This is a genomic window from Burkholderia sp. BCC1972 (genome assembly GCF_905339605.1).
Lineage (GTDB): Bacteria > Pseudomonadota > Gammaproteobacteria > Burkholderiales > Burkholderiaceae > Burkholderia.
Window position 1 is genome coordinate 43,052 of the sequence record NZ_CAJPGH010000015.1, and the last position, 21,535, is coordinate 64,586.

Here is a 21,535-nt window from a genome sequence, read left to right on the forward strand (position 1 = left end):
AAGAACGGCATGGTACCGTGTTCCCTCCCGCGTTTCATCTGCCGGCCCGCCGGCGCACGGCCGCTGCCCGTTTCGCCCGCCGCAAACGGCCATCCGGTCGCGAATCGCGGTCGAAATCGGGTATCCTACGGCCGTTCGTTCGCCGGTGCCCTTCGGGGCCGAAGAGGGAACACAGGGCGCGCCGCGCGCCGCTGTGGCTGCCCCCGCAACTGTAGACAGCGAGCCGATCTCCCCCTCATGCCACTGGTTTCACCGGGAAGGCCGGGAGCCGGCGCCGACCTGTCAGCCAGGAGACCTGCCGGCCAGAAAGTGCGTGCGTGCCAGTCGGCGTCGGGCGGGGTGTACCGATGCGTTGGCCGCGGCGCGACACTGTCCCGGTATCCCGTTGAGTTCCGCCCCCGATTCGATTCCTGCGTCGCCCGTCGTGCGCCCGTCGGCTTGCCCGGGGCTCGTGCGCGTGGTCGCGGCCGCCGACGGCGGGCTGTGCCGGATCAAGCTGCCGGGCGGCCGGCTCGATGCGCGCCAGGCGCGCGCGATTGCCGATGCAGCACGCCAATACGGCTCCGGCGCGATCGACGCGACCAATCGCGCGAATCTCCAGTTGCGCGGCATTCGCGACGGCGCCGCCGATGCGCTGACGCGCGCCCTGCTCGACGCGGGGCTCGGCCCGCGCGTCGATGCGACGGCAGGCTCGAGCGCCGATACGGCCGCGCTCGCCGCGAGCGACGACGTCCGCAACCTCCTGCTCAGCCCGCTCGCCGGGCACGATCCCGCCGCACTCGTCGACAGCCGCGCGCTCGCCATTCCGCTGCTCGACATGCTGGCCGGCGAGCCGCGCCGCGGCGAGCTGTCGCCGAAATTCTCGATCCTGCTCGATGGCGGCGAATCGGTCGCGGCGCTCGATCATCCGCACGACATCTGGCTCGCCGCGTGGCGCCGCGCGGACGGCGCGGTACGCATGGCGGCCGGGCTGGCCGGTTGCCCGCCCGTCGCGGAGGGCGACCGGCCCGCGTCGGTCGATGTGTCGCCCGATCAGGCCGTCGCGCTGGTCCGCGCGCTGCTGCTCGCGTTCCTCGATCTCGCGCCGGCCGATGTCACGCGGATGCGCGCCGTGCTCGCGACAGCCGGCGAACGTGCGTTGTTAGATCACGCGCAGCACGGCCTGCCCTTCCCGCTCACGGCCGATCCCGCGCTCGCCGGCTGGCGGCGCACGAGTGCCGACCCGAAGCTGCGTTTCGGCGTACGCCCGTCGCTTGATCCGGCCCGCTGCAACGTCGGCGCGCAATGCATACTCGGGCGGCTCGACGCGACGCAGCTGGAACAGCTTGCCGCGCTGGCCGAAGCCGGCGGCGACGGCACGCTGTCGATGACGCCGTGGCAAGGCGTGTTTCTCCATGGCGTGCCGAACGAACGCGCAGCGGCCACGCTCGACGCGCTCGCGTCGATCGGCCTCGTGTGCCGGCCGACGGACCCGCTCGCGACGCTCGTCGCCTGCGCCGGCAGCGCAGGCTGCGCGAAAGCGCGCGCCGACACGAAACGCGACGCGCTCGCACTCGCCGCGCGCATCGGCCAGCCGGTCGACGTGCACCTGACCGGGTGCGAACGCCACTGCGCGCTGCCGCATCCCGCGACGCACACGCTCGTTGCAGTAGCGCCCGCGCATTACGACCTTTACCGGCGCGACGCGGCCGAGGGCCTCGGCGCCCCGCTCGCGCGCCATCTGACGATTGACCAGGCCGCGGCCCGTTTGACGGGCGCGCGGCACAGCCAGGACACCACCGATGCTTGACTACATTCGCGACGGGCAGGAAATCTACCGCCAGTCGTTCGCGACGATCCGCGCCGAGGCCGACCTGTCGCAGGTTCCGCCCGACCTCGAGAAACTCGCGGTGCGCGTGATCCATGCGTGCGGGATGGTCGATGTCGTCTACGACCTGCGCTTCTCGGCCGGCGCGGGCACGGCGGGCCGTACGGCGCTCGCGGCCGGCGCGCCGATCCTGTGCGATGCGCGGATGGTCGCCGAAGGCATCACGCGCGCACGGCTGCCTGCGGCCAACCGCGTGATCTGCACGCTCGGCGAGCCCGAGGTGCCCGATCTCGCGCGCCATCTCGGCAACACGCGCTCGGCCGCCGCGCTCGAGCTGTGGCGCCCCCATCTCGCGGGCAGCGTCGTCGTGATCGGCAATGCGCCGACCGCGCTGTTCCACCTGCTCGACATGATCGATGCCGGCGCGCCGCGCCCCGCGCTGATCCTCGGTTTTCCGGTGGGCTTCATCGGTGCGGCCGAATCGAAGGCGATGCTCGATGCCGACAGCCGCGGCGTGCCGTACGTCGCGCTGCTCGGCCGGCGCGGCGGCAGCGCGATGGCCGCCGCCGCGGTCAATGCACTCGCGACGGAGGTCGAGTGACGACCGCGCGCGGACGGCTGTTCGGGGTCGGCGTCGGCCCCGGCGATCCTGAACTGATGACGATCAAGGCGTTGCGCGTGCTGCAGGCGGCGCCGGTGGTCGCGTATTTCGTCGCGAAGGGCAAGAAAGGCAATGCGTACGGCATCGTCGAAGCGCACCTGCTCGACGGGCAGACGCAACTGCCGCTCATCTATCCGGTGACGACCGAGGCGCTGCCGCCGCCGCTCTGCTACGAGACGGTGATCGCCGACTTCTACGATACGGCCGCCGAAATCGTCGCGGCGCATCTCGATGCAGGCCGCGACGTCGCGGTGATCTGCGAAGGCGACCCGTTCTTCTACGGCTCGTACATGTACCTGCACGACCGCCTCGCGCCACGCTACGACACCGAGGTGATCCCGGGCGTGTGCGCGATGCTCGGCGGCACGGCCGTGCTCGGCCAGCCGCTCGTCTATCGCAACCAGAGCCTGTCGGTGCTGTCCGGCGTGCTGCCCGAACCCGAGCTGCGCGAGCGGCTCGCACGGGCCGACGCGGCCGTCGTGATGAAGCTCGGCCGCAATTTCGACAAGGTGCGGCGCGTGCTCGACGAACTCGGGCTCGCGAAACGCGCGCTGTACGTCGAGCGCGCGACGATGGCGAACCAGCGCATCGTGCCGCTCGACGAAGTCGACCCGATGGCATCGCCGTATTTCTCGCTGCTCGTCGTGCCGGGGGAAAAATGGCAAGGATGACGACCCCGCCCGCGATCGTGATTCTCGGCGCGGGCGCGCTGGACACCGCGCGCTGCATCCAGGCACGCTATCCGGGCGCAAGCGTGCACGGCCTCGCGTCGCGCGTCGATGCCGACGTGCCGTTCGACGAACTCGGCGCACACCTGCGCGAACTCTATGCGCGCGGCTTGCCGATCGTCGCGCTGTGCGCGGCCGGCATCGTGATCCGCTGCCTCGCGCCCGCGCTCGCCGACAAGGGCGTCGAACCGCCCGTGCTCGCGGTCGCGGAGGATGGCTCGGCCGTCGTGCCGCTGCTCGGCGGGCTGACGGGCGTCAACGTGATCGCGCGCGAAATCGCCGAATGCGTCGGCGTCGCGCCAGCCATCACGACCAGCGGTGAATTGCGCTTCGGCGCCTGCGTGCTCAATCCGCCCGCAGGCTATGCGCTGGCCGATCTCGCGCAGGGCAAGCGCTTCGTGTCCGACCTGCTTGCCGGTGCATCGACGCGCGTCGACGGCGCAGCGGCGTGGCTCGACGAGGTCGCGCTGCCGCGCGACGATGCGGCCGCGCATGCGATCCGCGTGACGCCCGACGCATGGCGCGGCACACGCGACGAACTCGTGATCCATCCGCGCAGCGTGGTCGTTGGCTTCGCCGCCGATGCCGTGCACGCCGGCGAAGCGCTCGCCGTGCGCATCGACGCCATGCTCGCCGGGCAAGGTCTCGCGCGGCTCGCACTCGCCGCCCTCGTCGCGCCGGCATCGGCGATCGGCGAATCCGCGCTGGAGGAAGCCGCGCGAGCACTCGACGTGCCGCTGCGTTTCGTCGATGCCGACAGCGACGCGCCTGCCGATGCGGCCACGCTGCTCGGCCGCACGTTGCGTGTCGCGCATACGCTGCGTCCGGCATCGAACGGCCTTGCGTGCGCGGTGGCGTCGCATCCTGTCGATCCCGCCACGCTCGGCCGCGCGCGCGGGCGCCTGACCGTACTCGGCCTCGGCCCGGGCGGTGCCGCATGGCTCACGCCGGCCGCCCGCGCCGCGCTCGCGCAAGCGACCGACATCCTCGGCTACACGACTTACGTGAACATGGCCGGCCCGTTCCGCAGCGACCAGCGCGTGCACGGCACCGACAATCGCGAGGAAATGCAGCGCGCACGCCATGCGTTCGAACTCGCGGCCGAAGGCCGGCGCGTCGCGGTCGTGTCGTCCGGCGACCCCGGCGTGTTCGCGATGGCCGCAGCCGTGCTCGAAGCGCTCGACGAAGCGCGCGACCCGCAATGGGCCGCAGTCGACCTGCGCGTGGAGCCCGGTATCTCGGCGTCGCTTGCGACGGCCGCGCAAGCCGGCGCGCCGCTCGGTCACGATTTCTGCGCGATTTCGCTGTCGGACAACCTGAAGCCGTGGGACGTGATCGAGACGCGCCTGCGGCATGCGGCGCAAGCCGATCTCGTGATGGCGTTCTACAACCCGATCTCGCGTGCGCGACCGTGGCAGCTCGACCGTGCGCTCGACGTCGTGCGCGCGCATCGCGCGGCCGAGACGGTGGTCGTGCTCGGTCGTGACATCGGCCGGCCGGGCGCAACGCTGACGACAACGACGCTCGGCGCACTGCGCAGCGACCAGGTCGACATGCGGACGATGGTGATCGTCGGGTCGTCGACGACGCGGCGCTTCGCGATCGGCAACGCGCGCGAATGGGTCTACACGCCGCGCTGGTATCGCTGATCGCGGCTAGCGCGTGAGCGTGCCGTCGCACGCGCCGGCATGCGCGACGCCTGCCGTGCTGCCGGTGCGCCAGAACCGGTACACGAGTATGCCGACGACGGCCTGCGCGACGACCACGAAGGCGACGCAGCCGGCCCATCCCCAGCGATGCCAGCCGGGCACCGGCAGGATCGAGCCGAGACTGCCGCCGAAGTAGTAGCAGGACAGGTAGATGCCGATCGCCGTCGAGCGCGCGTTCGCCGCCGCGTGCGAGATGAACGTATTGGCCGACGCCTGTTCGACGAACACGGCGCTCGAGCCGAGCGCGAGGCCGGCCAGGATCACCGGCACGCTGTCCGACAGCGTCAGCAATGCGCCGCCGATCGCGAGCGCGGCGGCGGCGAGCCCCGGCGCGCGCGGGCCGCGATGCCGCGCGACGCGCCCGGCCAGCGGCGTCACGATCACGGCGACCAGAAACACCGCATAGATTGCGCCGATCTCGACCGTGCCGAAGCCGAACGGCGCACGCGCGAGCCGCAGGCCGACGAACGTGAACGTCGCGACCTGCGATGCGAGCACGCAGGCACCGATCGCGAACGACGCGAGCAGCGGGCCGCGCATGACGATGCACCACGACGGCCCCGCATGCGCGTCGTTGCCGGGCGCTGGCCGGGCGACCGCGCCAGATGCCGGCAGGCTCGCGTAAATCGCGACGCCCGTGACGAGACACAGCGCCGCGACGACGTCGAGCGCATGCCGCCAGCCCCACATCGACGTCAGCAGGTTCGTGACGAAACGGCCGGCGAAACCGCCGAGCGTCGTGCCTGCGACGAACAGCGCGCCGATCTCGGCCGACGTGCCGCGATCGAAGCGTTCGCCGATCGTCGCGATCGACAGCGCGAAGATGAACGGCATCACCAGCCCGGCCGCAAAGCGCGCGCCGAGAAACGACGCGAAACCTGCCGCATGCGCGGACCACACGACCGGCAGCGCGACGGCCACCGCCGCCAGCGAGATCGCGACGCGCCGCTCGATGCGGCCAGCCAGCACGCCGACGAACGGCGCGATAATGGCGACGGCCGCCGTGGTCGCGCTCACGCCCTGCCCTGCGCGCTCTGCGCTGACGCCGAAGGCCGCCGCGAGTTCGTGCAGGATGCCCTGCGTCGAATAGAGATTGAGAAACGCGGCGAAGCCGCAGAGAAAGAACGCGATGCGCGTGGTCCTGTCGTTCATCGGAAATGCCTGATCGTCGATGACGACAGTCTGACGAGCGCGCCGCGAGCACGCCAATACCGTTTTCATCGTCATTGATACCGGAACGACAACAATGCTCGACCTGCGCCGCCTCCGCTATTTCGTGGTCGTCGCCGACGAACTGCACTTCGGCCGCGCGGCCTTGCGCCTGCGCGTCGCGCAGCCGCCGCTGACGCGCCATATCGCCGCGCTGGAAAGCGAGCTCGGCGTGCGACTGTTCGAGCGTTCGACGCGCGCGGTGCGGCTCACGCCGGAAGGCGAACTGTTCCTCGACCATGCGCGCCACGTCGTCAGCGCGGCCGCCGAAGCCGAGGCAAGTGCGCGCAAGATCGCGCAGGGCATCGCCGGGCGCATCGTGATCGGCTACGCGAGTTCGATTCCGATGTCCGATACGTTCCCCGACGTGATCCGCGCCGCGAGCCGCACGATGCCCGATGTCGAACTCGCGTTCCGCGAGGCGGCGACCGCCAGCCAGCGCCAGCAGATCGCCGACGGCGCGATGGACGTCGGCTTCGGCTGGGCGTGGGACGGCGCGCCCGGCATGCCCGTCGCATCGCTCGTCGTGTCGCGCGAACCGCTCGTCGCGGCCGTGCCGGCCGGCAATCCGCTCGCGGGCCGTGCGAGCCTCGACGTCGCGGAACTGGCCGGCGAAACCTTCGTGACCTTTCCGCCCGGTTACGGTTCGGCATTGACCGCCGCGCTGGACGACCTGTGCGCGCAGGCCGGATTCGCGCCGCGGATCGGGGCCACTGCCGCGCAGATCGCGACGCTCGTGTCGCTGGTCGCCGCCGAACGCGGGATCGCGATCGTGCCGGGCTTCACGGCGACGCTGCAGCGCCCGGGCGTCGTCTACGTGCCGCTCGCCGGCACGCGCGCGGTCGAGCAGATCGTATCGTGGAACGAGCCGTATTCGTCGGCCTGCGTCGAGCGTTTCGTTGCATTGGCTCGCTCGCAGGCGCTGCCTGCATCGACGTAAGCGGCGCGTACCGCGCTGCAGCGTGCCGATCGGGAAATTCACCCGCCTCCCGCGTTGCGCAACTGTGTCGAATCGGCAAGATCGTTACGTATCGGAAATCAAATAACAAAAAGAACACCTAAGCATTCACTATTCGGCGCGAATCCTCCAAGATGGGCACGCCGCCGGCCGGGCATGCCCGGTCGCCCGACCGGCGGCGATACGCAGGCCAGCGTATCCCTCTTCCACTTGGAGAACACAATGAACAACAATGTGTTGCCGCGTTTCATCCCGCGTGCCATTGCCGCGGGTTGTCTGCTTGCAGTGGCGAGCGTGTCCCAGGGCGCCGGCGTCTATGCGCCCTTCGTCGACGTGACGCTCTATCCGACACCGCTCGTCGACCAGATCGGCGTCCGGCAAGGCATCCAGCAATTCACGCTCGCGTTCGTGGTCGCGGGCAACGGCTGCGTGCCGTCGTGGGGCGGCGTGCAGCCGATCGGCAACGGCGCGAGCGGCGGCCTGTTGACCGCGCTGTCGACGTCGATCGCGAGCTACCGTGCGAAGGGCGGCGAAGTCGCCGTGTCGTTCGGCGGCGCGAACGGCACGCCGCTGATGCAGGCATGCTCGACGGTCCCCGCGCTGAAAACTGCGTACCAGACCGTGATCGATACGTACGGCCTCACGCATATCGATTTCGACATCGAGGGCGCGTCGCAGCAGGACACGGCAGCGGTCGCGCGCAACTTCCAGGCCGTCGCGCAGCTGCAGTCCGACTATGCGGCGAAGGGCAAGCCGCTGCACGTCACGCTGACGCTGCCGACGATGCCGACCGGGCTCACGCAGGACGGCCTGAACGTCGTCAATGCGGCGATTTCCAACCAGGCCGCGTTCGATGCGGTGAACGTGATGGCGATGGACTACGGCCCCGCGAACATCGACATGGGCGCCGCCGCGATCAGCGCCGCGCAGGCGCTGTATTCGCAGCTCGACACGGCGTTCAAGTCGGCCGGCCGGCCGAAGACGAATGCGCAGCTGTGGCAGATGGTCGGCGTCACGCCGATGATCGGCGTGAACGACGTGCAGGGCGAAACCTTCACGCTCGCGAATGCGCAAAGTGTGTTGAACGCTGCGGTCAGCAACGGCTACGGCTTCTTCGGCAACTGGTCGGTCGGCCGCGACCAGGCGTGCCCGTCCGGCGGCACGTATGCGTCGCCGACCTGCTCGGGCGTCGCGCAGCAGCCGTACGCGTTCGCGACGATCTTCAAGCAGCTCGACGGCAAATGGGGCGCAGGCGTCACGCAGGATCCGAACTACGGCGGCGGCTCGGGCGGCGGCACGCCGCAGCCGGGCGCACCGTGGGCGGCCGGCCAGGTCTATACGGCCGGCGCGACGGTCACCTACCAGGGCACGACCTACCAGGCGCAATGGTGGACACAGGGCGACGTGCCCGGCCAGGCGGCCGTATGGAAGCCGGTCGGCGGCGGCTCGCCGGTGTGGTCGGCGACGACCGCCTACCAGGGCGGCACCTGCGTGATGTACCAGGGCGCGAAGTACTGCGCGAAATGGTGGACGCAGGGCGACAACCCGAGCGCGGGCGGCGTGTGGGTGAAATCGTGACGTCGCGACGCGCTCGCGTGTGACGCGCGGCGGGTCGCTTCCGGTGCGGCAGGATCGCGCCGGCGGGCGGCCCGCCCTACCCGCGCGCGTGCTCGGCCAGCAGCCGCGCCTTCGCGTCGACGAGCAGCGCCGCGTGCGTGTCGCGATGCTGGCGGATCCGCTCGGTCGGCCCGACGACCGACAGCCCGTACCAGTCGCCGTCGAGCGTCAGCGCGACCGCGATCGCCGACAGCTCGGGCGCGCTCTCGCCGAAGTTCTCGGCCCAGCCGAGTTCGCGAAACCGCGCGGTTTGCGCGACGAGCGCCGGCAGGTCGGCCACCGTCGCGTCGGTGAAGCGTTCGAACGGCAGTTGCGCGCCGAGCGCCTGCTGCGCGTCGCCGGCGAGTTCCGCGAAAATCGCCTTGCCGATCGAGTTCGCGTGCAGCGGACGCAGCTCGCCCGGCTGGCGCGTATAGCGGATCGCCTGCTCCGACTCGACGACGTCGAGGTACGTGACCGACACGCCGTGGATCTTGCCGAGCACGGCCGTCTCGCGGCTCGCGTCGCGCAGCGCGACGAGGTGCGGATGCACGATGTCGACGACGGGATCGGTCGCGTCGATCGCGGCGGCGATCGTCTGCAGGCGCCGCGTCGGATAGTAACCGCCGCGCTTGCGCACTTCGTACAGATAGCCGCGACTCACGAGCGTGCGCGCCATCGCGAGGCAGCTCGACGGCGGCACATCGAGCAGGCGCGCGAGTTCGGTGAGCGGCAGCGGCCGCCGTTCGGCGGCGAACAGCTCGAACAGGTCGAGCGTGCGGGCAACGAGTTTGACGTCCATGGCGAGCGTTTGAATCGGAACGGGAAACCGAGCGCCGGGCCGGCCGCCGGGTCGGTCCGGTCAGTACGACTTCGGCAGCCCGAGCACCTTCTCCGCGATGTAGCACAGGATCAGTTGCGGGCTCACGGGCGCGAGCCTCGGAATCATACACTCGCGCAGGTAGCGCTCGACATGGTATTCCTTCGCGTAGCCCATGCCGCCGAGCGTCGCGACGGCCGTCTGGCACGCCTGGAACGCGGCTTCCGCGCCGAGGTATTTCGCCGCGTTCGCCTCCGCGCCGCACGACTGCCCCGCGTCGTAGCGCGTCGCGGCCTTCATCACCATCAGCCACGCGGCCTCGAGCTGCATCCACGCCTGTGCGAGCGGATGCTGGATCGACTGGTTCTGCCCGATCGGCCGGCCGAACACGACGCGCTCGCATGCATACTGCGTCGCGCGGCGCAGCGCGGCCTGCCCGAGCCCGATCGCCTCCGCTGCGATCAGGATCCGCTCGGGATTCAGCCCGTGCAGCAGGTAGCGGAAGCCGTCGCCTTCGTTGCCGATCAGGTCGTCGCGCGACACGCGCAGGTTGTCGATGAACAGCATGTTCGAGTCGACCGCCTTGCGGCCCATCTTCTCGATTTCACGCACCTCGACGCGCGAACGATCGAGGTCGGTATAGAACAGGCTCAGCCCCTCGGTCGGCTTCGAGACCTGGTCGAGCGGCGTCGTGCGCGCGATGATCAGCATCTTGTTCGCGACCTGGGCGGTCGAGATCCAGATCTTGCGCCCGCTCAGCACGTAGTCGTCACCGTCGCGGCGCGCCTGCGTGCTCAGGTGCGTGGTGTCGAGGCCTGCGTCGGGTTCCGTCACCGCGAAGCACGCCTTGTCGCGCCCGGCGATCAGCGGCGGCAGGAAGCGTGCCTTCTGCGCGTCGTTGCCGAACACCTGCACCGGGTTCAGCCCGAAGATGTTCATGTGCACGGCCGACGCGCCGGACAGGCCGGCGCCCGATGCACTGATCGTGCGCATCATCAGCGCGGCCTCGGTCATTCCGAGCCCGGCGCCGCCGTGAGCCGGGTCCATCGCGATGCCGAGCCAGCCGGCTTCGGCGAGCGCCGCGTGGAAATCGGCCGGAAACCCGCCCGCGCGATCGCGTTCGAGCCAGTAGTCGTCGCCGAAGCGCTCGCAGATTTTCTCGATCGCGCTTTCGATCGCGCGCTGGTCGTCGGTCAGGTCGAACTGCATGGACTGCTCTCCCGGGGAACGTGAACGGCTCGGCCGTTCATAGCGGAAACACGCCCGTCGCGACCGCGGCGAACACCATCAGCACGGTGGCGGCGAACAGGAACGGAATCGTGAATTTCTGATGCTCGGCGAGCTCGACGCCGGTCAGGCCGACGATCAGGAACGTCGCGGGCGTCAGCGGGCTCACCGGAAAGCCCGTCGTCATCTGGCCGAGCAGCGCGGCCTGCGCCATCTGGATCGGCGGCACGCCGAGCAGCTTGCCGCTCTCCGCGAGCACCGGCAGCACGCCGAAGTAGAACGAATCGGGGTCGAACAGCAGGCTGAGCGGCATCGACAGCAGCCCGAGCACGAACGGCATGTGGCGCGCATGCTCGACCGGTACGTGCGCGACGACGACTTCCGCCATCGCCTTCAGCATCCCCGTGCCGGACATGATGCCGGTGAACGCGCCGGCCGCGAGCAGCACGCTCGCCATCATCAGCGCGGCCTTCGCATGCGCGTCGATCCGCTCGCGCTGCGCCTGCACGTCCGGGTAGTTGATCACGAGCGCGGCGACCGTGCCGAGCATGAACATCACCATCGGGTCGACGATGCCCGACACCAGCGTGACGAGCACGACGAGCGTCAGCGCGACGTTGATCCCGAAGCGATCCGGCCGGCGCAATGCGCGTTCGGCGTCGGTCAGCTCGCGCGGCGCGATCGCCAGCGACGCCGCGCCGGCACGGTCGAGCCCGAGCCGCTTTGCCTCGCGCACGCCGAGCACGTATGCGGTGCCGAACACGAACACGAGCCCGACGATCTGTACCGGAATCATCGGCGTGAAGATCGCCGAGCCGGGAATGTGCAGCGCCGCCGATGCGCGCAGCATCGGCCCGACCCATGGGAGGAAGTTGACGCCGGCCGCCATCGACGCGACGCAGGCGAGAATCCGCCGGTCCATCCCGAGCCGCGTGTAGAGCGGCATCATCGCCGGCAGCGTGACGAGAAACGTGACGGCGCCCGAGCCGTCGAGGTGGATCAGCAGCGCGAGCAGCGCCGAGCCCATCACGATGCGCGGCGGATGGCAGCCGATCACGCGCAATACGCCCGCGATGATCGGGTCGAGCATCCCTGCATCAGTTAGGATTCCGAAAAATAGAATCGCAAAAACGAACATTCCGGCGATCGGGCCGATGTTCTGTACGCCGTGCACGATGAACTTGCCGGTCGCCAATCCGAAGCCGGCCGCGAGCGACGCGGCCACCGGCACGACGATCAGCGCGACGAGCGGCGACAGCCGCTTCGTGATGATCAGGCCGAACAGCGCGACGATGGCGATCGCGCCGATCCATGCGAGCATGATGCGTCTCCTCTTCAGCCGGCATGCGTCGTTCGTGCGCGAGCCGGCGGGATGTCCGAATGATGGCGTGCCGGTCCGCGCGGCCGGCGGCCGCGATGCCGGTCAGTCCCGGTGGTCGTTGTGGTTGTCGTCGTCCGCAAACACCTGCGCCGCGTGTTCGTTCAGCGCGGGCGGCGGCCGGCGGTACGTCGCCGGCGTACGGCCGAGCTTGATCGGCGACGCGATGCCGCGATGTCGGCCCAGCTCGACCTTCATCTCCCGATGCGCGACATGCGGATGATCGAGTGCCGCATCGAGCCCGAGTACCGGCGCGCACGGCACGCCGCGGCGCATCAGCTGCTCGGCGAGCGCTGCACCGTCGTGGGCGGCCAGTGCCGCTTCGAGCAGTGCACGCAGTGCGGCGCGGTTCGCGCTGCGCGCGCGGTTGTCGACGAAACGCGGATCGTCGAGCCAGCCGCGCGTGCCGAGCACGTCGCACAGCGCCGCGAACTGCCCGTTGTTGCCGACCGCCAGGAAGATGTCGACGCCCGCCGTCGGGAAGCTGTCGTACGGCGTGATGTTCGGATGCGCGTTGCCGGTGCGCACGGGCGCGTTGCCCGAATGGAAGAAGTTCGGCGTATGCGGATGCAGGATCGACAGCGCGCAGTCGAACAGCGTCGATTCGACGAACTGGCCGCGGCCGCTCGCATCGCGCTCGCGCAGCGCCATCAGCACGCCGAGCGCCGCGTTCAGCCCCGTGACGAGATCGACGATCGGCACGCCGACGCGCAGCGGTGCGCCGCCCGCTTCGCCATTGACACTCATCAACCCCGCGAGCGCCTGCACGGCCGCGTCGTAGCCGGGCAGCCCGCCGAGCGGGCCGTCCGCGCCGAAACCCGACACGCGGCAATGGACGAGGCGCGGAAACCGCGCATGCAGCGCATCGAAACCGAGCCCCCAGCGCTCCATCGTGCCGATCTTGAAGTTCTCGACGATGGCGTCCGCGTGCTCGAGCAGGCCGAGCAGCCGCTCGCGGTCGGCCGGTTGCGTCAGGTCGAGCGCGATACCGAGCTTGTTGCGGTTCACGCCGAGGAAATACGACGCGGTGTCGCCGTCGAACGGCGGCCCCCAGGTACGCGTCTCGTCGCCGGACGGCGGTTCGACCTTGATCACCTCCGCGCCGTGGTCGGCGAGGATCTGCGTCGCGTACGGGCCGCCCAGCACCCGCGACAGGTCGATGATGCGCAATCCCGCCAGCGCGCCCTGCTGCTCGTGTTCCGACATGCGTCCCGCTCCTGGTTCCGGTTGATCGGACTGCCGGCTCCGGCGGTCGGCGCTCCTGGCGTGCAACCATCCGGATTCGACGAATAATTCTTGTATGTGAATTTATATTCACACTCAGGAATTATGTTGTCAAGCCCGGGTGCACCCGGCTGCCGCGCGGATAACGTCGCCGACCGCAACTGGGGACGACACCGAACGCGGGCCGGTTGCGGTGGCGCCCCGCCCTTCGCTAAGCTGGCGGACGACGTTCAACTGACAAAAGCAAGGCGGAATTTTTCATGAAACGGATGTGGCTGGCGGCTTTCGTGCTAGCGTCGACGCTCGGCGTCGCGCACGCGCAAAATCAGACTTTTCACTTTGGCGAGGGACAAACCGGGATGCCCGCCGCCGCACCGCAGGCCGGTGCTCCCACCGCCCGGCCCGCGCCTGCGCGCCGGCACGCGACGGCGCCATCGCCGCATCATCGGCGCGCCGTTCACACGCGTCGCCATTCGCGCCACGCGAAGCCGGCGCGCAGCGGGATCTACACACACGCGTGATGCGGCACCCGGCGCGCTGCGCCGTGCACGGAACTGTCATGAACGGCCGGTAACATCCGTGCGGCGGCCTGTACGCCGCCGCGGCCCGCTGCCGGACCACCGGCCGCCGGCGTGCACCTTCTCCACGATTCAGCACCTGTTTTGCCGAACATGAGCACCGGGCCGGATACCCTCGCCGTCACCAAGGAACGCGCCACGATCGTGTGCCGCCAGCGCCGCAGCGTGCTGCTGGTCGCCCGCACGGCATCGCGCTGGTCGCTGCCGGGCGGCACGATCCGGCGCGGCGAGACGCCGCTCGAAGCCGCGCAGCGCGAGCTGGCCGAGGAAACGCGGCTGGAGGGGCTCGCGCTCGACTATGCGGTGCAGTTCGGCGGGCTGACGAAACTCCATCACGTGTTCGTGGCGGAGGTGCCCGCGCACCTGACGCCGCGCGCGAGCAACGAGATCGCACGCTGCAAGTGGTTCACCGTCGACCGGCTCGACACACTCCATGCGAGCGTGCCGACGCGCAAGATCATCGAGCTGCTGCGTCTCGACTGTTTTTCGGCGATCGTGAACGGCCCGCTTCGTTGACGGCGGTGCCGCCCAAGCCGGTGCCGGTCACACGCGCAGGAACGGGCCGGCCTTGCGTTCGAGCAATGCGACGAGTTCGGGCTGCATGAACGCGTAGCGGTCGGGAATGTCGAGGCAGACGATCTTCTTGCCTTTCAGGTGCGCACCGAACAGCGTCGACAGCCGTGCCTTGTGCGCGCGCTCCATCACGAACACGACGTCGGCCCAGTCGAGCTGCTCGGCGGACAGCCGCGCATCCGCGTCGGGCGCGAGGCCCGCGGAGTCGGTTTCGATGCCGGGCCATGCGGCGAACACGGCTTCCGCCGTCGGGCTGAGCAGCCGGTTGCGGCTGCAGATGAACAGTGCCCGTGTCATGTCGCGTCGCGGTGGCCCGATGACGGCTCGCTCAACCTTGCGGAATCGTACCGGGCCGCACGTACGCGAGCATGTGCGGCACGTAGTCGGCCTTGCCGAGCTCGACGCCGTGATGACGCAGGATCGCGTACGCGGCGATCGCGTGGAAGTAGAACTGCGGCAGCGCCCAGTCGCGTGCGTACTGTTCGCCCGTCATGTCGAACGCGATCCCGTTCGGCAGTTCGAGCGCGATCGGCCGCGCGGTGCCGCCGTCGAGCGCATCCGGCGCGAGTTCGCCGAGAAAGGCCAGCGTGCCGGCGATGATCGCCTGCGCGTCGTCCGGCGAGCCGGGCTGCGCATCCGCGTTCCATCCTGCCTCGCGCAATGCCAGCAGCGCCGCCGGCAGCGCTTCGCCGCGCAGCCGGTAGACGGGCTCCATCGCCTGGAAGCACGAGAACCGCACCTGGGCGGCGAGCGGATACATGTCGGGCGCGAGCTTCAGCGTCATCACCGCGTCGGGCTCGGCGCCGGTGGCCTGCCGGTGCGCGACGGCCTTGTCGAGCCACGCGGATTGCGCGCGCAGCATCTGCGTATAGGTGGGAACGAGAAGTTGGGTCGGTGACACGCGTGCACTCCTGTGTTGGGGGTTCGTGCCACGATATCAGCGTCGGCAGAAAACCGCACCCCGGTTCGGCCGGGCCGCCCAAACGCGCCGTCGATTACGGCTTGCCGTGCCGCGCCAGGAACCGGTCGAGTTGCGACGCAAACGCCTTGCCGTCGCGCGCGCTGAACGGCGCCGGCCCGCCCGTGTCGATGCCCGCGCTGCGCAACTGGTCCATCATCGCGCGCGTCGACAGGCGTTCCTCGATGTTCTCGCGGCTGAACCAGTTGCCGCGCGGGTCGAGCGCATGCGCGCCCTTGTCGAGGACGGCGGCGGCCAGCGGGATGTCGGCCGTGATCACGAGGTCGCCGGCTTCCGCCAGTTCGACGATGCGCGCATCGGCCACGTCGAAGCCGGCCGGCACCTGGATCGCCTTGATGAACGGCGACGGCGGCGTGCGCAGGAACTGGTTCGCGACCAGCGTCACGCAGATTTCGGCACGACGCGCGGCGCGAAACAGCATGTCCTTGATGACGGCGGGACACGCGTCGGCATCGACCAGTACTTGCATGGCGGGTTGTTCCAGTGGGCAGAAAGCAGAAGCGGCGATCATAACGCACCGCCGGCCGGCCATCAGCCCGCAAGATCCGTGCGAAGCGCGTCGGCCGTCGTCCACTGCGCGCCCCATGCGGCGGTGAGCCGCGCGCCCTGCCCGATCCGCACGGCCGCATCGTCGAAGTCGACGAATACGACGTGATCGGCCGCCGCGGGCTTGGCCGGCGTCTCGCGCGTACGCCCGTCGGACAGCACCCACAGCCAGCGCTGCTTGCCGGGCGCGCGCCGCGCATCGCGCGCGAGCAGTTGCGCGGCGGCCGCGATGCCGTCCGCGAGCGGCGTGCCGCCGCCGCCGTCCACGGGTTCGAGCCAGCGCGCATTCCACCAGCGCGGCACGGCCGGGCCGAATCGCCGGGCGGCGCCCTGACCGCCGAAGCAGATCAGCGCGGTTTCGACGCGGTCGCGCGCGGCCTGGTCGAAATACGCGACGATCAGCCCCTTCGCGAGCGCGAGCCGGTCGTGCGACAGCATCGACGCCGAACAGTCGAGCACGAAGCAATGCAGCGCATGCGGCGTGCCCGCGCGTTTCCGGAAGCGCAGATGATCGTGATGCAGCTTGCCGACACGTTTCGCGGCGAGCGTCGCCGGCCACGCGACGGCCGTGCCGGCGGGTACCGCACCCGGTACGCGCGCGGCCGCGCCTGCCTGCCATCGAGGACCGCGAACGGCGTTCGCGGCGGCGCCGGCTCGATGGCTCAGCGTTTTTTTAGCGGCAGCGGCACCACGCTCTTGACGTCGCGCAGGCCGGCCGGCTCGGGCGGCAAGTAGCCCCAGTCGCCCTGGGATGCCGATGCATCGCCTTGTGTCTCGCCGTGCCGGTTGTCGGACTGCCGGCGTGCATCCGGCGGCGAATGAGCATCGCGCTCGCCACCGTGCTGCGACGATCCGTGCGACGGCGGCGTACCGGCATGGCGCCGGTGCCGCAGCACCGCTTCCGCCACGCGCTCGACATGCGACACCGTCACCGCGTCGGCCTGTTCCAGCGCGGCCAGCGCACGCGCGGCGCGCAGCATCACGAGATCGGCCCGCAACCCGTCGACGGCCGCGTCGATGCACAGTGCGCTGACGCGCGCATGGACCGCATCGTCGAAATCGAGCGCCGGCAGCCGCGCGCGCGCCGCATGAATCCGGTCCGCGAGTTCCCGCTGGGCCGCCGCGTGACGCGCGCGAAACGCGTCCGGATCGAGATCGAACGCGAGTCGCGCCTTCACGATCCGCTCGCGGTGGGCCGCGTCGAAGCAGTTCTCCAGCTCAACCATCAGCCCGAAGCGATCGAGCAGTTGCGGCCGCAACTCGCCTTCCTCGGGATTCATCGTGCCGACCAGCACGAAACGCGCGTCGTGCGCATGCGACACGCCATCGCGCTCGACGATGTTCACGCCGCTCGCGGCGACGTCGAGCAGCGTATCGACGAGCCCGTCGGCGAGCAGGTTCACTTCGTCGACGTACAGCACGCCGAGATGCGCACGAGCCAGCAAGCCGGGCCGAAAACGCACGCCGTTTTCGGCCAGCGCATGCGCGAGATCGAGCGTGCCCGTCACCTGCTCGTCGCTCGCCGACAGCGGCAGCGTGACGAATTGCCCTTCAGGCAGCAGTTCCGCCAGGCCGCGCGCGGCGGTCGATTTCGCGGTGCCGCGCGGCCCGCTCACGAGCACGCCGCCGAGCGACGGGTCGATCGCGGCGAGCAGCAGCGCCTGCTGCAGCGCGTCCTGCGCGACGAGCGCCGCAAACGGAAAAACCGCGCGCGCGCGGTGCATCGTCGGATCGGTCATCGCCGTCCCCCTTCCTGGAGTTGTTCGCTCGCGAGCCAGACCGCCTCGATCCGCTCGCGATAGTCGCCCGGCTGCTGCCACAGGCCGCGCTGCATCGCCTCGACGAAGCGTTCGCAGATGCCGTGCAGCGCCTTCGGGTTGTGCTGTTCGAGGAACGCGCGGGTCGCGTCGTCGAACAGGTACGCGTCGGCGACGAGCGCGTACTGGTGGTCGGACAGCACGCGCGCGGTCGCGTCATAGCCGTACAGGTAGTCGACGGTCGCCGCCATCTCGGCCGCGCCCTTGTAGCCGTGCCGCTTCACGCCGTCGAGCCATTTCGGGTTGACGACGCGCGAGCGGATCACGCGTGCGATTTCCTCGCGCAGCGTGCGCATCTTCGGTGCGACCGGGTTCGCATGGTCGCCGTGATAGATGCTCGGCTGCTGCCCGGACAGGTGCCGCACGGCCGCCGTCATCCCGCCCTGGAACTGGTAGTAGTCGTTCGAATCGAGGATGTCGTGCTCGCGGCTGTCCTGGTTCTGCACGACGACGTCGATCGTCGCGAGCCGCTCGCCGAATACGTCGGCCGCCGCGTCGCCCGCGCTGTTCTGCGCATACGCATGGCCGCCCCATTGGCGGTAGGCATCGGCCAGATCGGCGTCGGTCTGCCAGCGGCGCTGGTCGATCAGGTCCTGCAGGCCCGCGCCGTAGCTGCCCGGCCGCGCGCCGAACACGCGCCAGCCGGCGCGGCGTCGCGCTTCGTCGGGCGGCACGCCCTGCGCGACCCATTTCGCGCGTTCGCGCTCGATGCGCGCACGGATCGGGTTCAGTTCCTCGGGCTCGTCGAGCGCGGCGACGGCCTGCACGGCCGCGTCGAACAGGTGCATCAGGTTCGGGAACGCGTCGCGGAAGAAGCCCGACACGCGCAGCGTCACGTCGATGCGCGGCCGGTCGAAGATCTCGATCGGCAGGATTTCGAAGTCGGTCACGCGATGGCTGCCGTGCGCCCATTTCGGTCGCACGCCGATCAGTGCGAACGCCTGCGCGATGTCGTCGCCGCCGGTGCGCATCGTCGCCGTGCCCCATACCGACAGGCCGATCGCGCGCGGATAGTCGCCGTGATCCTGCAGATGGCGCTCGATCAGTTGCTGCGCGGATTTCAGGCCGAGCGACCATGCGGCCTGGGTCGGCACGGCACGTGTATCGACCGAGTAGAAGTTGCGGCCGGTCGGCAGCACGTCGGGGCGGCCGCGCGACGGCGAGCCGCTCGGCCCCGGCGGCACGAAGCGGCCGTCGAGCCCGCGCAGCAGCTGGCGCATTTCCTCGCCGCCGCACGCGTCGAGCGCCGGCAGCAGCGTCGCGCGGACGCGCCCGATCACCGCGAGCGTATGGGGCCATGCGCCGGGCGGCGTCGCGTCGGCGCCCGTGTTGCCGTCGGGCGCGCACAGCCCGTCCAGCCATTGCTGCGCGAGCCGTTCGAGCCGCTCGCGCGTATCGCCCGCATGGCGCCATGGCGATGCATCGAGCGCCTGCAGGATCGCCGGGCGCGGGCCACCCCACGGCGCGGCCCAGTCGGCCGCGAGCGGATCGAAGTCGTCGCCGAGTGCGAGATCGCGCGCCAGCGCGCCGATCAGCCCCGCCCGTGCGCCCTTGCCGTCGCCGACCGGAAAGCGCGCGAGCGCGAGCAGCGTGTCGCGGCGCTGGCGATCGGCCGGCGACAGGCCGAACACGTGCAGCCCGTCGCGAATCTGCGCTTCCTTCAGTTCGCACAGCCATGCATCGACGCGCGTCAGCAGCGCATCCTCGTCGCCCGCATCGCGCGGCGGCGACACGCTCAGTTCGTCATGCAGACGATGCTCGGCGATCGTCGCGAGGATCGTCTTGCGCAGCAGTTTCGCGCGCCGCGCATCGACCATCAGCGCTTCGTAGTATTCGTCGACCTGTCGCTCGAGGTCCTGCAGCGGGCCGTAGTTTTCCGCGCGCGTGAGCGGCGGCATCAGGTGATCGACGATCACGGCCTGCGCGCGGCGCTTCGCCTGGCTGCCCTCGCCCGGATCGTTGACGATGAACGGATACAGGTGCGGCAGCGGCCCGAGCGTGAGGTCGGGCCAGCATGCGTCGGACAGCGCGACGCTCTTGCCCGGCAGCCATTCGAGATTGCCGTGCTTGCCGAGATGGATGACCGCGTCGACGCGATAGGCATCGCGCAGCCAGAAATAGAACGCGAGATACGCGTGCGGCGGCACGAGATCCGCGTCGTGGTAGCTCGCGTAGTCGTTCTCGCCACGCGAGCGCGACGGCTGGATGCCGACGAATACGTTGCCCGCGCGCCAGCCGGCGATCGTGAAGCGCCCGTGGCGCAGCGTCGGGTCGGCTTCGGGCGGCCCCCAGCGTTCGTTCAGCGCGTCGCGCACGGCGGCCGGCAACCGCGCGAAACGCGCGACGTAGTCGGCCAGCGCGTAACTCTGAAACGCCGGGCGCAGCGCATGCACGGCCGCGTCGTTGGTCACGCCTTCGGTGAGTTGCGCGATCAGCGCGTCACCGTCGGGCGGCAGGTCGGCCACCGTATAGCCCGCATCGCGCAGCGCCGCGAGCACGCGCAGCGCCGACGCCGGCGTGTCGAGCCCGACGCCGTTGCCGATCCGCCCTTCGCTTTGCGGATAGTTCGCGAGAATCAGCGCGACACGCTTGTCGGCGTTGTCGAGCGTGCGCAGCCGGCACCAGCCGCGCGCGAGCGCCGCGACGAACGCGATCCGCTCGGCGTCCGGCTGGTAGCGCACGACGTCGACCTCGGTGTGCGGGCAGCGATACGCGAGCCCCTTGAAACTCACTGCGCGCGTGACGATGCGCCCGTCGACTTCGGGCAGCGCGATGTGCATCGCGATATCGCGCGCATGCAGGCCCTGGTTGTCGGCCACCCACGCATCGCGATTGCCGCCGGACAGGATCACCTGCAGCACCGGCGCGTCGCCGGCAAGCACGTCATGTTCGGGGCTGTCGATGGCGCCGGCCGCGAACGCGGTCGTGTTCAGCACGAGCGCGACGCCGTGCGTGTCGCAGAGCTGCGTGATGACCTCGCGGCTCACCGCATCCTTCAGCGACGTCACCGCGACCGGCAGCGGATTCAGCCCTGCGTCGATCAGCGCGTCGGCCAGCGCGTCGAACACGGCCGTGTTCGCGGCCTGCCAGTGCGCGCGATAGAACAGGATCGCGACGACGGGCGCGCCGGGCGTCCAGCGCGGCCGCCAGTCGTCGACGCTCGCGCGGTCGCGCGCCGGGTGATACAGCGCGGCGGCCGGCAGCGGGCGCGGCGGCTCGGGTTCGTCGCCGAACCCGAGCGTGTGGAAGGCAATGCTGCGCAGCAGTGCGCCGGCGTTGTGCGCGCCGCCCTCGCGCAGATAGCGCCACCACAGCCGGCACAGATCCGGCGTGACGGTGCTCTTCGCGACGAGGTTCGGATCTTCCTGCAGGTCGCCCGAGAACATCGCGAGCCGCTGCCCGCGTTTCGACGCGAGCGACACGGCCTGCTCGATCCCGTACGGCCAGTACGTTTCGCCGCCGAGATGATCGATCACGACCGTCTTCGCGTGGCGCAGCACGTCGTCGACATAGAAATCGACCGACGCCGGCTGGCGCAGGAACGTGACGTTCGCGAGCCGCACGCTCGGGAAACCGGCCGGCAGTTGCGGCACGACGCTCGCGAGCAGCGACAGCGTCGTGTCGGCCGAACTCAGGATCACGATGTCGGCCGGCTGCTGGTCGATCCGGACGACGCCCTGCGTATCGTCGACGAAGCCGCCCGGCGTGGTGCGCAGCAGATGCAT

19 protein-coding genes and 1 riboswitch are annotated in these 21,535 nt (G+C 70.2%); of the genes, 8 read left to right on the top strand and 11 right to left on the bottom strand.

Translation table 11 applies throughout. The features are described 5' to 3' along the window. Positions 1 to 126 precede the first annotated feature (126 nt). A riboswitch (cobalamin riboswitch) is annotated at positions 127 to 318 on the top strand. A 106-nt stretch (positions 319 to 424) separates the two neighbouring features. Genes cobG through cobJ form a run of 4 tightly spaced genes read left to right on the top strand, consistent with a single transcriptional unit; the run spans position 425 to position 4,845 of the window. Beyond that, positions 425 to 1,789: a precorrin-3B synthase gene (gene cobG / locus U5798_RS21380; RefSeq protein WP_322083189.1), complete on the top strand. Its 1,365-nt coding sequence runs from the start codon at positions 425 to 427 to the stop codon at positions 1,787 to 1,789. Then, positions 1,782 to 2,408, top strand: a complete 627-nt coding sequence (locus U5798_RS21385) for a precorrin-8X methylmutase (RefSeq protein WP_175878997.1) — start codon at positions 1,782 to 1,784, stop codon at positions 2,406 to 2,408. The genes cobG and U5798_RS21385 overlap by 8 nt, the downstream gene beginning before the upstream one ends. Beyond that, positions 2,405 to 3,139, top strand: a complete 735-nt coding sequence (locus U5798_RS21390) for a precorrin-2 C(20)-methyltransferase (RefSeq protein WP_322083109.1) — start codon at positions 2,405 to 2,407, stop codon at positions 3,137 to 3,139. Before U5798_RS21385 ends, U5798_RS21390 begins: the two co-directional genes overlap by 4 nt. Then, entirely contained in the window at positions 3,136 to 4,845 is a 1,710-nt protein-coding gene (gene cobJ, locus U5798_RS21395; RefSeq protein WP_322083110.1) for a precorrin-3B C(17)-methyltransferase, read from the top strand. The genes U5798_RS21390 and cobJ overlap by 4 nt, the downstream gene beginning before the upstream one ends. Before the next feature lie 6 nt (positions 4,846 to 4,851). Here the strand turns inward: cobJ and U5798_RS21400 are convergent, their stop codons facing one another. Then, entirely contained in the window at positions 4,852 to 6,057 is a 1,206-nt protein-coding gene (locus U5798_RS21400; RefSeq protein ID WP_322083111.1) for an MFS transporter, read from the bottom strand. A 94-nt stretch (positions 6,058 to 6,151) separates the two neighbouring features. Here U5798_RS21400 and U5798_RS21405 point away from each other — a divergent pair, with 94 nt between their 5' ends. Beyond that, positions 6,152 to 7,054 (top strand): LysR substrate-binding domain-containing protein, encoded by a 903-nt coding sequence (locus U5798_RS21405; protein WP_322083112.1) that lies wholly within the window; start codon positions 6,152 to 6,154, stop codon positions 7,052 to 7,054. Between the two features lie 240 nt (positions 7,055 to 7,294). Then, the gene (locus tag U5798_RS21410; RefSeq protein WP_322083113.1) at positions 7,295 to 8,650 is read left to right on the top strand and encodes a chitinase; all 1,356 of its coding nucleotides are present in this window, start codon (positions 7,295 to 7,297) and stop codon (positions 8,648 to 8,650) included. A 76-nt stretch (positions 8,651 to 8,726) separates the two neighbouring features. On the opposite strand, the gene U5798_RS21415 is transcribed toward U5798_RS21410, so the two are convergent. From U5798_RS21415 to U5798_RS21430, 4 genes are all read right to left on the bottom strand, one after another. Continuing rightward, positions 8,727 to 9,470 (bottom strand): IclR family transcriptional regulator, encoded by a 744-nt coding sequence (locus U5798_RS21415; protein ID WP_322083114.1) that lies wholly within the window; start codon positions 9,468 to 9,470, stop codon positions 8,727 to 8,729. A 60-nt stretch (positions 9,471 to 9,530) separates the two neighbouring features. Further along, on the bottom strand, positions 9,531 to 10,697 hold the full coding sequence (locus tag U5798_RS21420) for an acyl-CoA dehydrogenase family protein (protein WP_322083115.1): 1,167 nt from the start codon (positions 10,695 to 10,697) through the stop codon (positions 9,531 to 9,533). 37 nt (positions 10,698 to 10,734) lie between these two features. Beyond that, a complete protein-coding gene (locus U5798_RS21425) occupies positions 10,735 to 12,036 on the bottom strand; it encodes a CitMHS family transporter (RefSeq protein ID WP_124451694.1) in 1,302 nt (433 codons plus the stop codon). A 102-nt stretch (positions 12,037 to 12,138) separates the two neighbouring features. Further along, the gene (locus tag U5798_RS21430) at positions 12,139 to 13,299 is read right to left on the bottom strand and encodes a CoA transferase (RefSeq protein WP_322083116.1); all 1,161 of its coding nucleotides are present in this window, start codon (positions 13,297 to 13,299) and stop codon (positions 12,139 to 12,141) included. A 278-nt stretch (positions 13,300 to 13,577) separates the two neighbouring features. Here U5798_RS21430 and U5798_RS21435 point away from each other — a divergent pair, with 278 nt between their 5' ends. Both U5798_RS21435 and U5798_RS21440 read left to right on the top strand, forming a co-directional pair. Beyond that, positions 13,578 to 13,838: a hypothetical protein gene (locus tag U5798_RS21435; protein WP_322083117.1), complete on the top strand. Its 261-nt coding sequence runs from the start codon at positions 13,578 to 13,580 to the stop codon at positions 13,836 to 13,838. A gap of 150 nt (positions 13,839 to 13,988) precedes the next feature. Next, positions 13,989 to 14,411 carry an NUDIX hydrolase gene (locus tag U5798_RS21440; protein WP_322083118.1) on the top strand — a complete coding sequence of 141 codons (423 nt, stop codon included), beginning with the start codon at positions 13,989 to 13,991 and terminating at the stop codon, positions 14,409 to 14,411. Between the two features lie 27 nt (positions 14,412 to 14,438). Here U5798_RS21440 and U5798_RS21445 read toward each other — a convergent pair whose 3' ends face one another. The 6 genes from U5798_RS21445 to cobN form a co-directional block, all read right to left on the bottom strand. After that, positions 14,439 to 14,765, bottom strand: a complete 327-nt coding sequence (locus tag U5798_RS21445; RefSeq protein ID WP_322083119.1) for a low molecular weight protein tyrosine phosphatase family protein — start codon at positions 14,763 to 14,765, stop codon at positions 14,439 to 14,441. A 31-nt stretch (positions 14,766 to 14,796) separates the two neighbouring features. After that, complete coding sequence (locus tag U5798_RS21450) at positions 14,797 to 15,369, bottom strand: DUF1993 family protein (protein WP_124451684.1); 573 nt, start codon at positions 15,367 to 15,369, stop codon at positions 14,797 to 14,799. 94 nt (positions 15,370 to 15,463) lie between these two features. Next, complete coding sequence (locus tag U5798_RS21455) at positions 15,464 to 15,916, bottom strand: YaiI/YqxD family protein (RefSeq protein ID WP_322083120.1); 453 nt, start codon at positions 15,914 to 15,916, stop codon at positions 15,464 to 15,466. A 62-nt stretch (positions 15,917 to 15,978) separates the two neighbouring features. Then, on the bottom strand, positions 15,979 to 16,515 hold the full coding sequence (locus U5798_RS21460; RefSeq protein ID WP_322083190.1) for a vWA domain-containing protein: 537 nt from the start codon (positions 16,513 to 16,515) through the stop codon (positions 15,979 to 15,981). A 140-nt stretch (positions 16,516 to 16,655) separates the two neighbouring features. Then, a complete protein-coding gene (locus tag U5798_RS21465; RefSeq protein ID WP_322083121.1) occupies positions 16,656 to 17,732 on the bottom strand; it encodes an ATP-binding protein in 1,077 nt (358 codons plus the stop codon). Continuing rightward, a complete protein-coding gene (gene cobN, locus U5798_RS21470; protein ID WP_322083122.1) occupies positions 17,729 to 21,535 on the bottom strand; it encodes a cobaltochelatase subunit CobN in 3,807 nt (1,268 codons plus the stop codon). Before cobN ends, U5798_RS21465 begins: the two co-directional genes overlap by 4 nt.

Bases quoted from the DNA above. Each gene is read 5' to 3' on its own strand.
- U5798_RS21410 (WP_322083113.1), top strand. From the start codon at position 7,295: ATGAACAACAATGTGTTGCCGCGTTTCATCCCGCGTGCCATTGCCGCG.
- U5798_RS21465 (WP_322083121.1), bottom strand. From the start codon at position 17,732: ATGACCGATCCGACGATGCACCGCGCGCGCGCGGTTTTTCCGTTTGCG.
- U5798_RS21385 (WP_175878997.1), top strand. From the start codon at position 1,782: ATGCTTGACTACATTCGCGACGGGCAGGAAATCTACCGCCAGTCGTTC.
- U5798_RS21445 (WP_322083119.1), bottom strand. From the start codon at position 14,765: ATGACACGGGCACTGTTCATCTGCAGCCGCAACCGGCTGCTCAGCCCG.
- U5798_RS21415 (WP_322083114.1), bottom strand. From the start codon at position 9,470: ATGGACGTCAAACTCGTTGCCCGCACGCTCGACCTGTTCGAGCTGTTC.
- U5798_RS21400 (WP_322083111.1), bottom strand. From the start codon at position 6,057: ATGAACGACAGGACCACGCGCATCGCGTTCTTTCTCTGCGGCTTCGCC.
- U5798_RS21405 (WP_322083112.1), top strand. From the start codon at position 6,152: ATGCTCGACCTGCGCCGCCTCCGCTATTTCGTGGTCGTCGCCGACGAA.
- U5798_RS21435 (WP_322083117.1), top strand. From the start codon at position 13,578: ATGAAACGGATGTGGCTGGCGGCTTTCGTGCTAGCGTCGACGCTCGGC.
- cobN (WP_322083122.1), bottom strand. From the start codon at position 21,535: ATGCATCTGCTGCGCACCACGCCGGGCGGCTTCGTCGACGATACGCAG.
- U5798_RS21425 (WP_124451694.1), bottom strand. From the start codon at position 12,036: ATGCTCGCATGGATCGGCGCGATCGCCATCGTCGCGCTGTTCGGCCTG.
- U5798_RS21430 (WP_322083116.1), bottom strand. From the start codon at position 13,299: ATGTCGGAACACGAGCAGCAGGGCGCGCTGGCGGGATTGCGCATCATC.
- U5798_RS21440 (WP_322083118.1), top strand. From the start codon at position 13,989: ATGAGCACCGGGCCGGATACCCTCGCCGTCACCAAGGAACGCGCCACG.
- cobJ (WP_322083110.1), top strand. From the start codon at position 3,136: ATGACGACCCCGCCCGCGATCGTGATTCTCGGCGCGGGCGCGCTGGAC.
- U5798_RS21420 (WP_322083115.1), bottom strand. From the start codon at position 10,697: ATGCAGTTCGACCTGACCGACGACCAGCGCGCGATCGAAAGCGCGATC.
- U5798_RS21455 (WP_322083120.1), bottom strand. From the start codon at position 15,916: ATGCAAGTACTGGTCGATGCCGACGCGTGTCCCGCCGTCATCAAGGAC.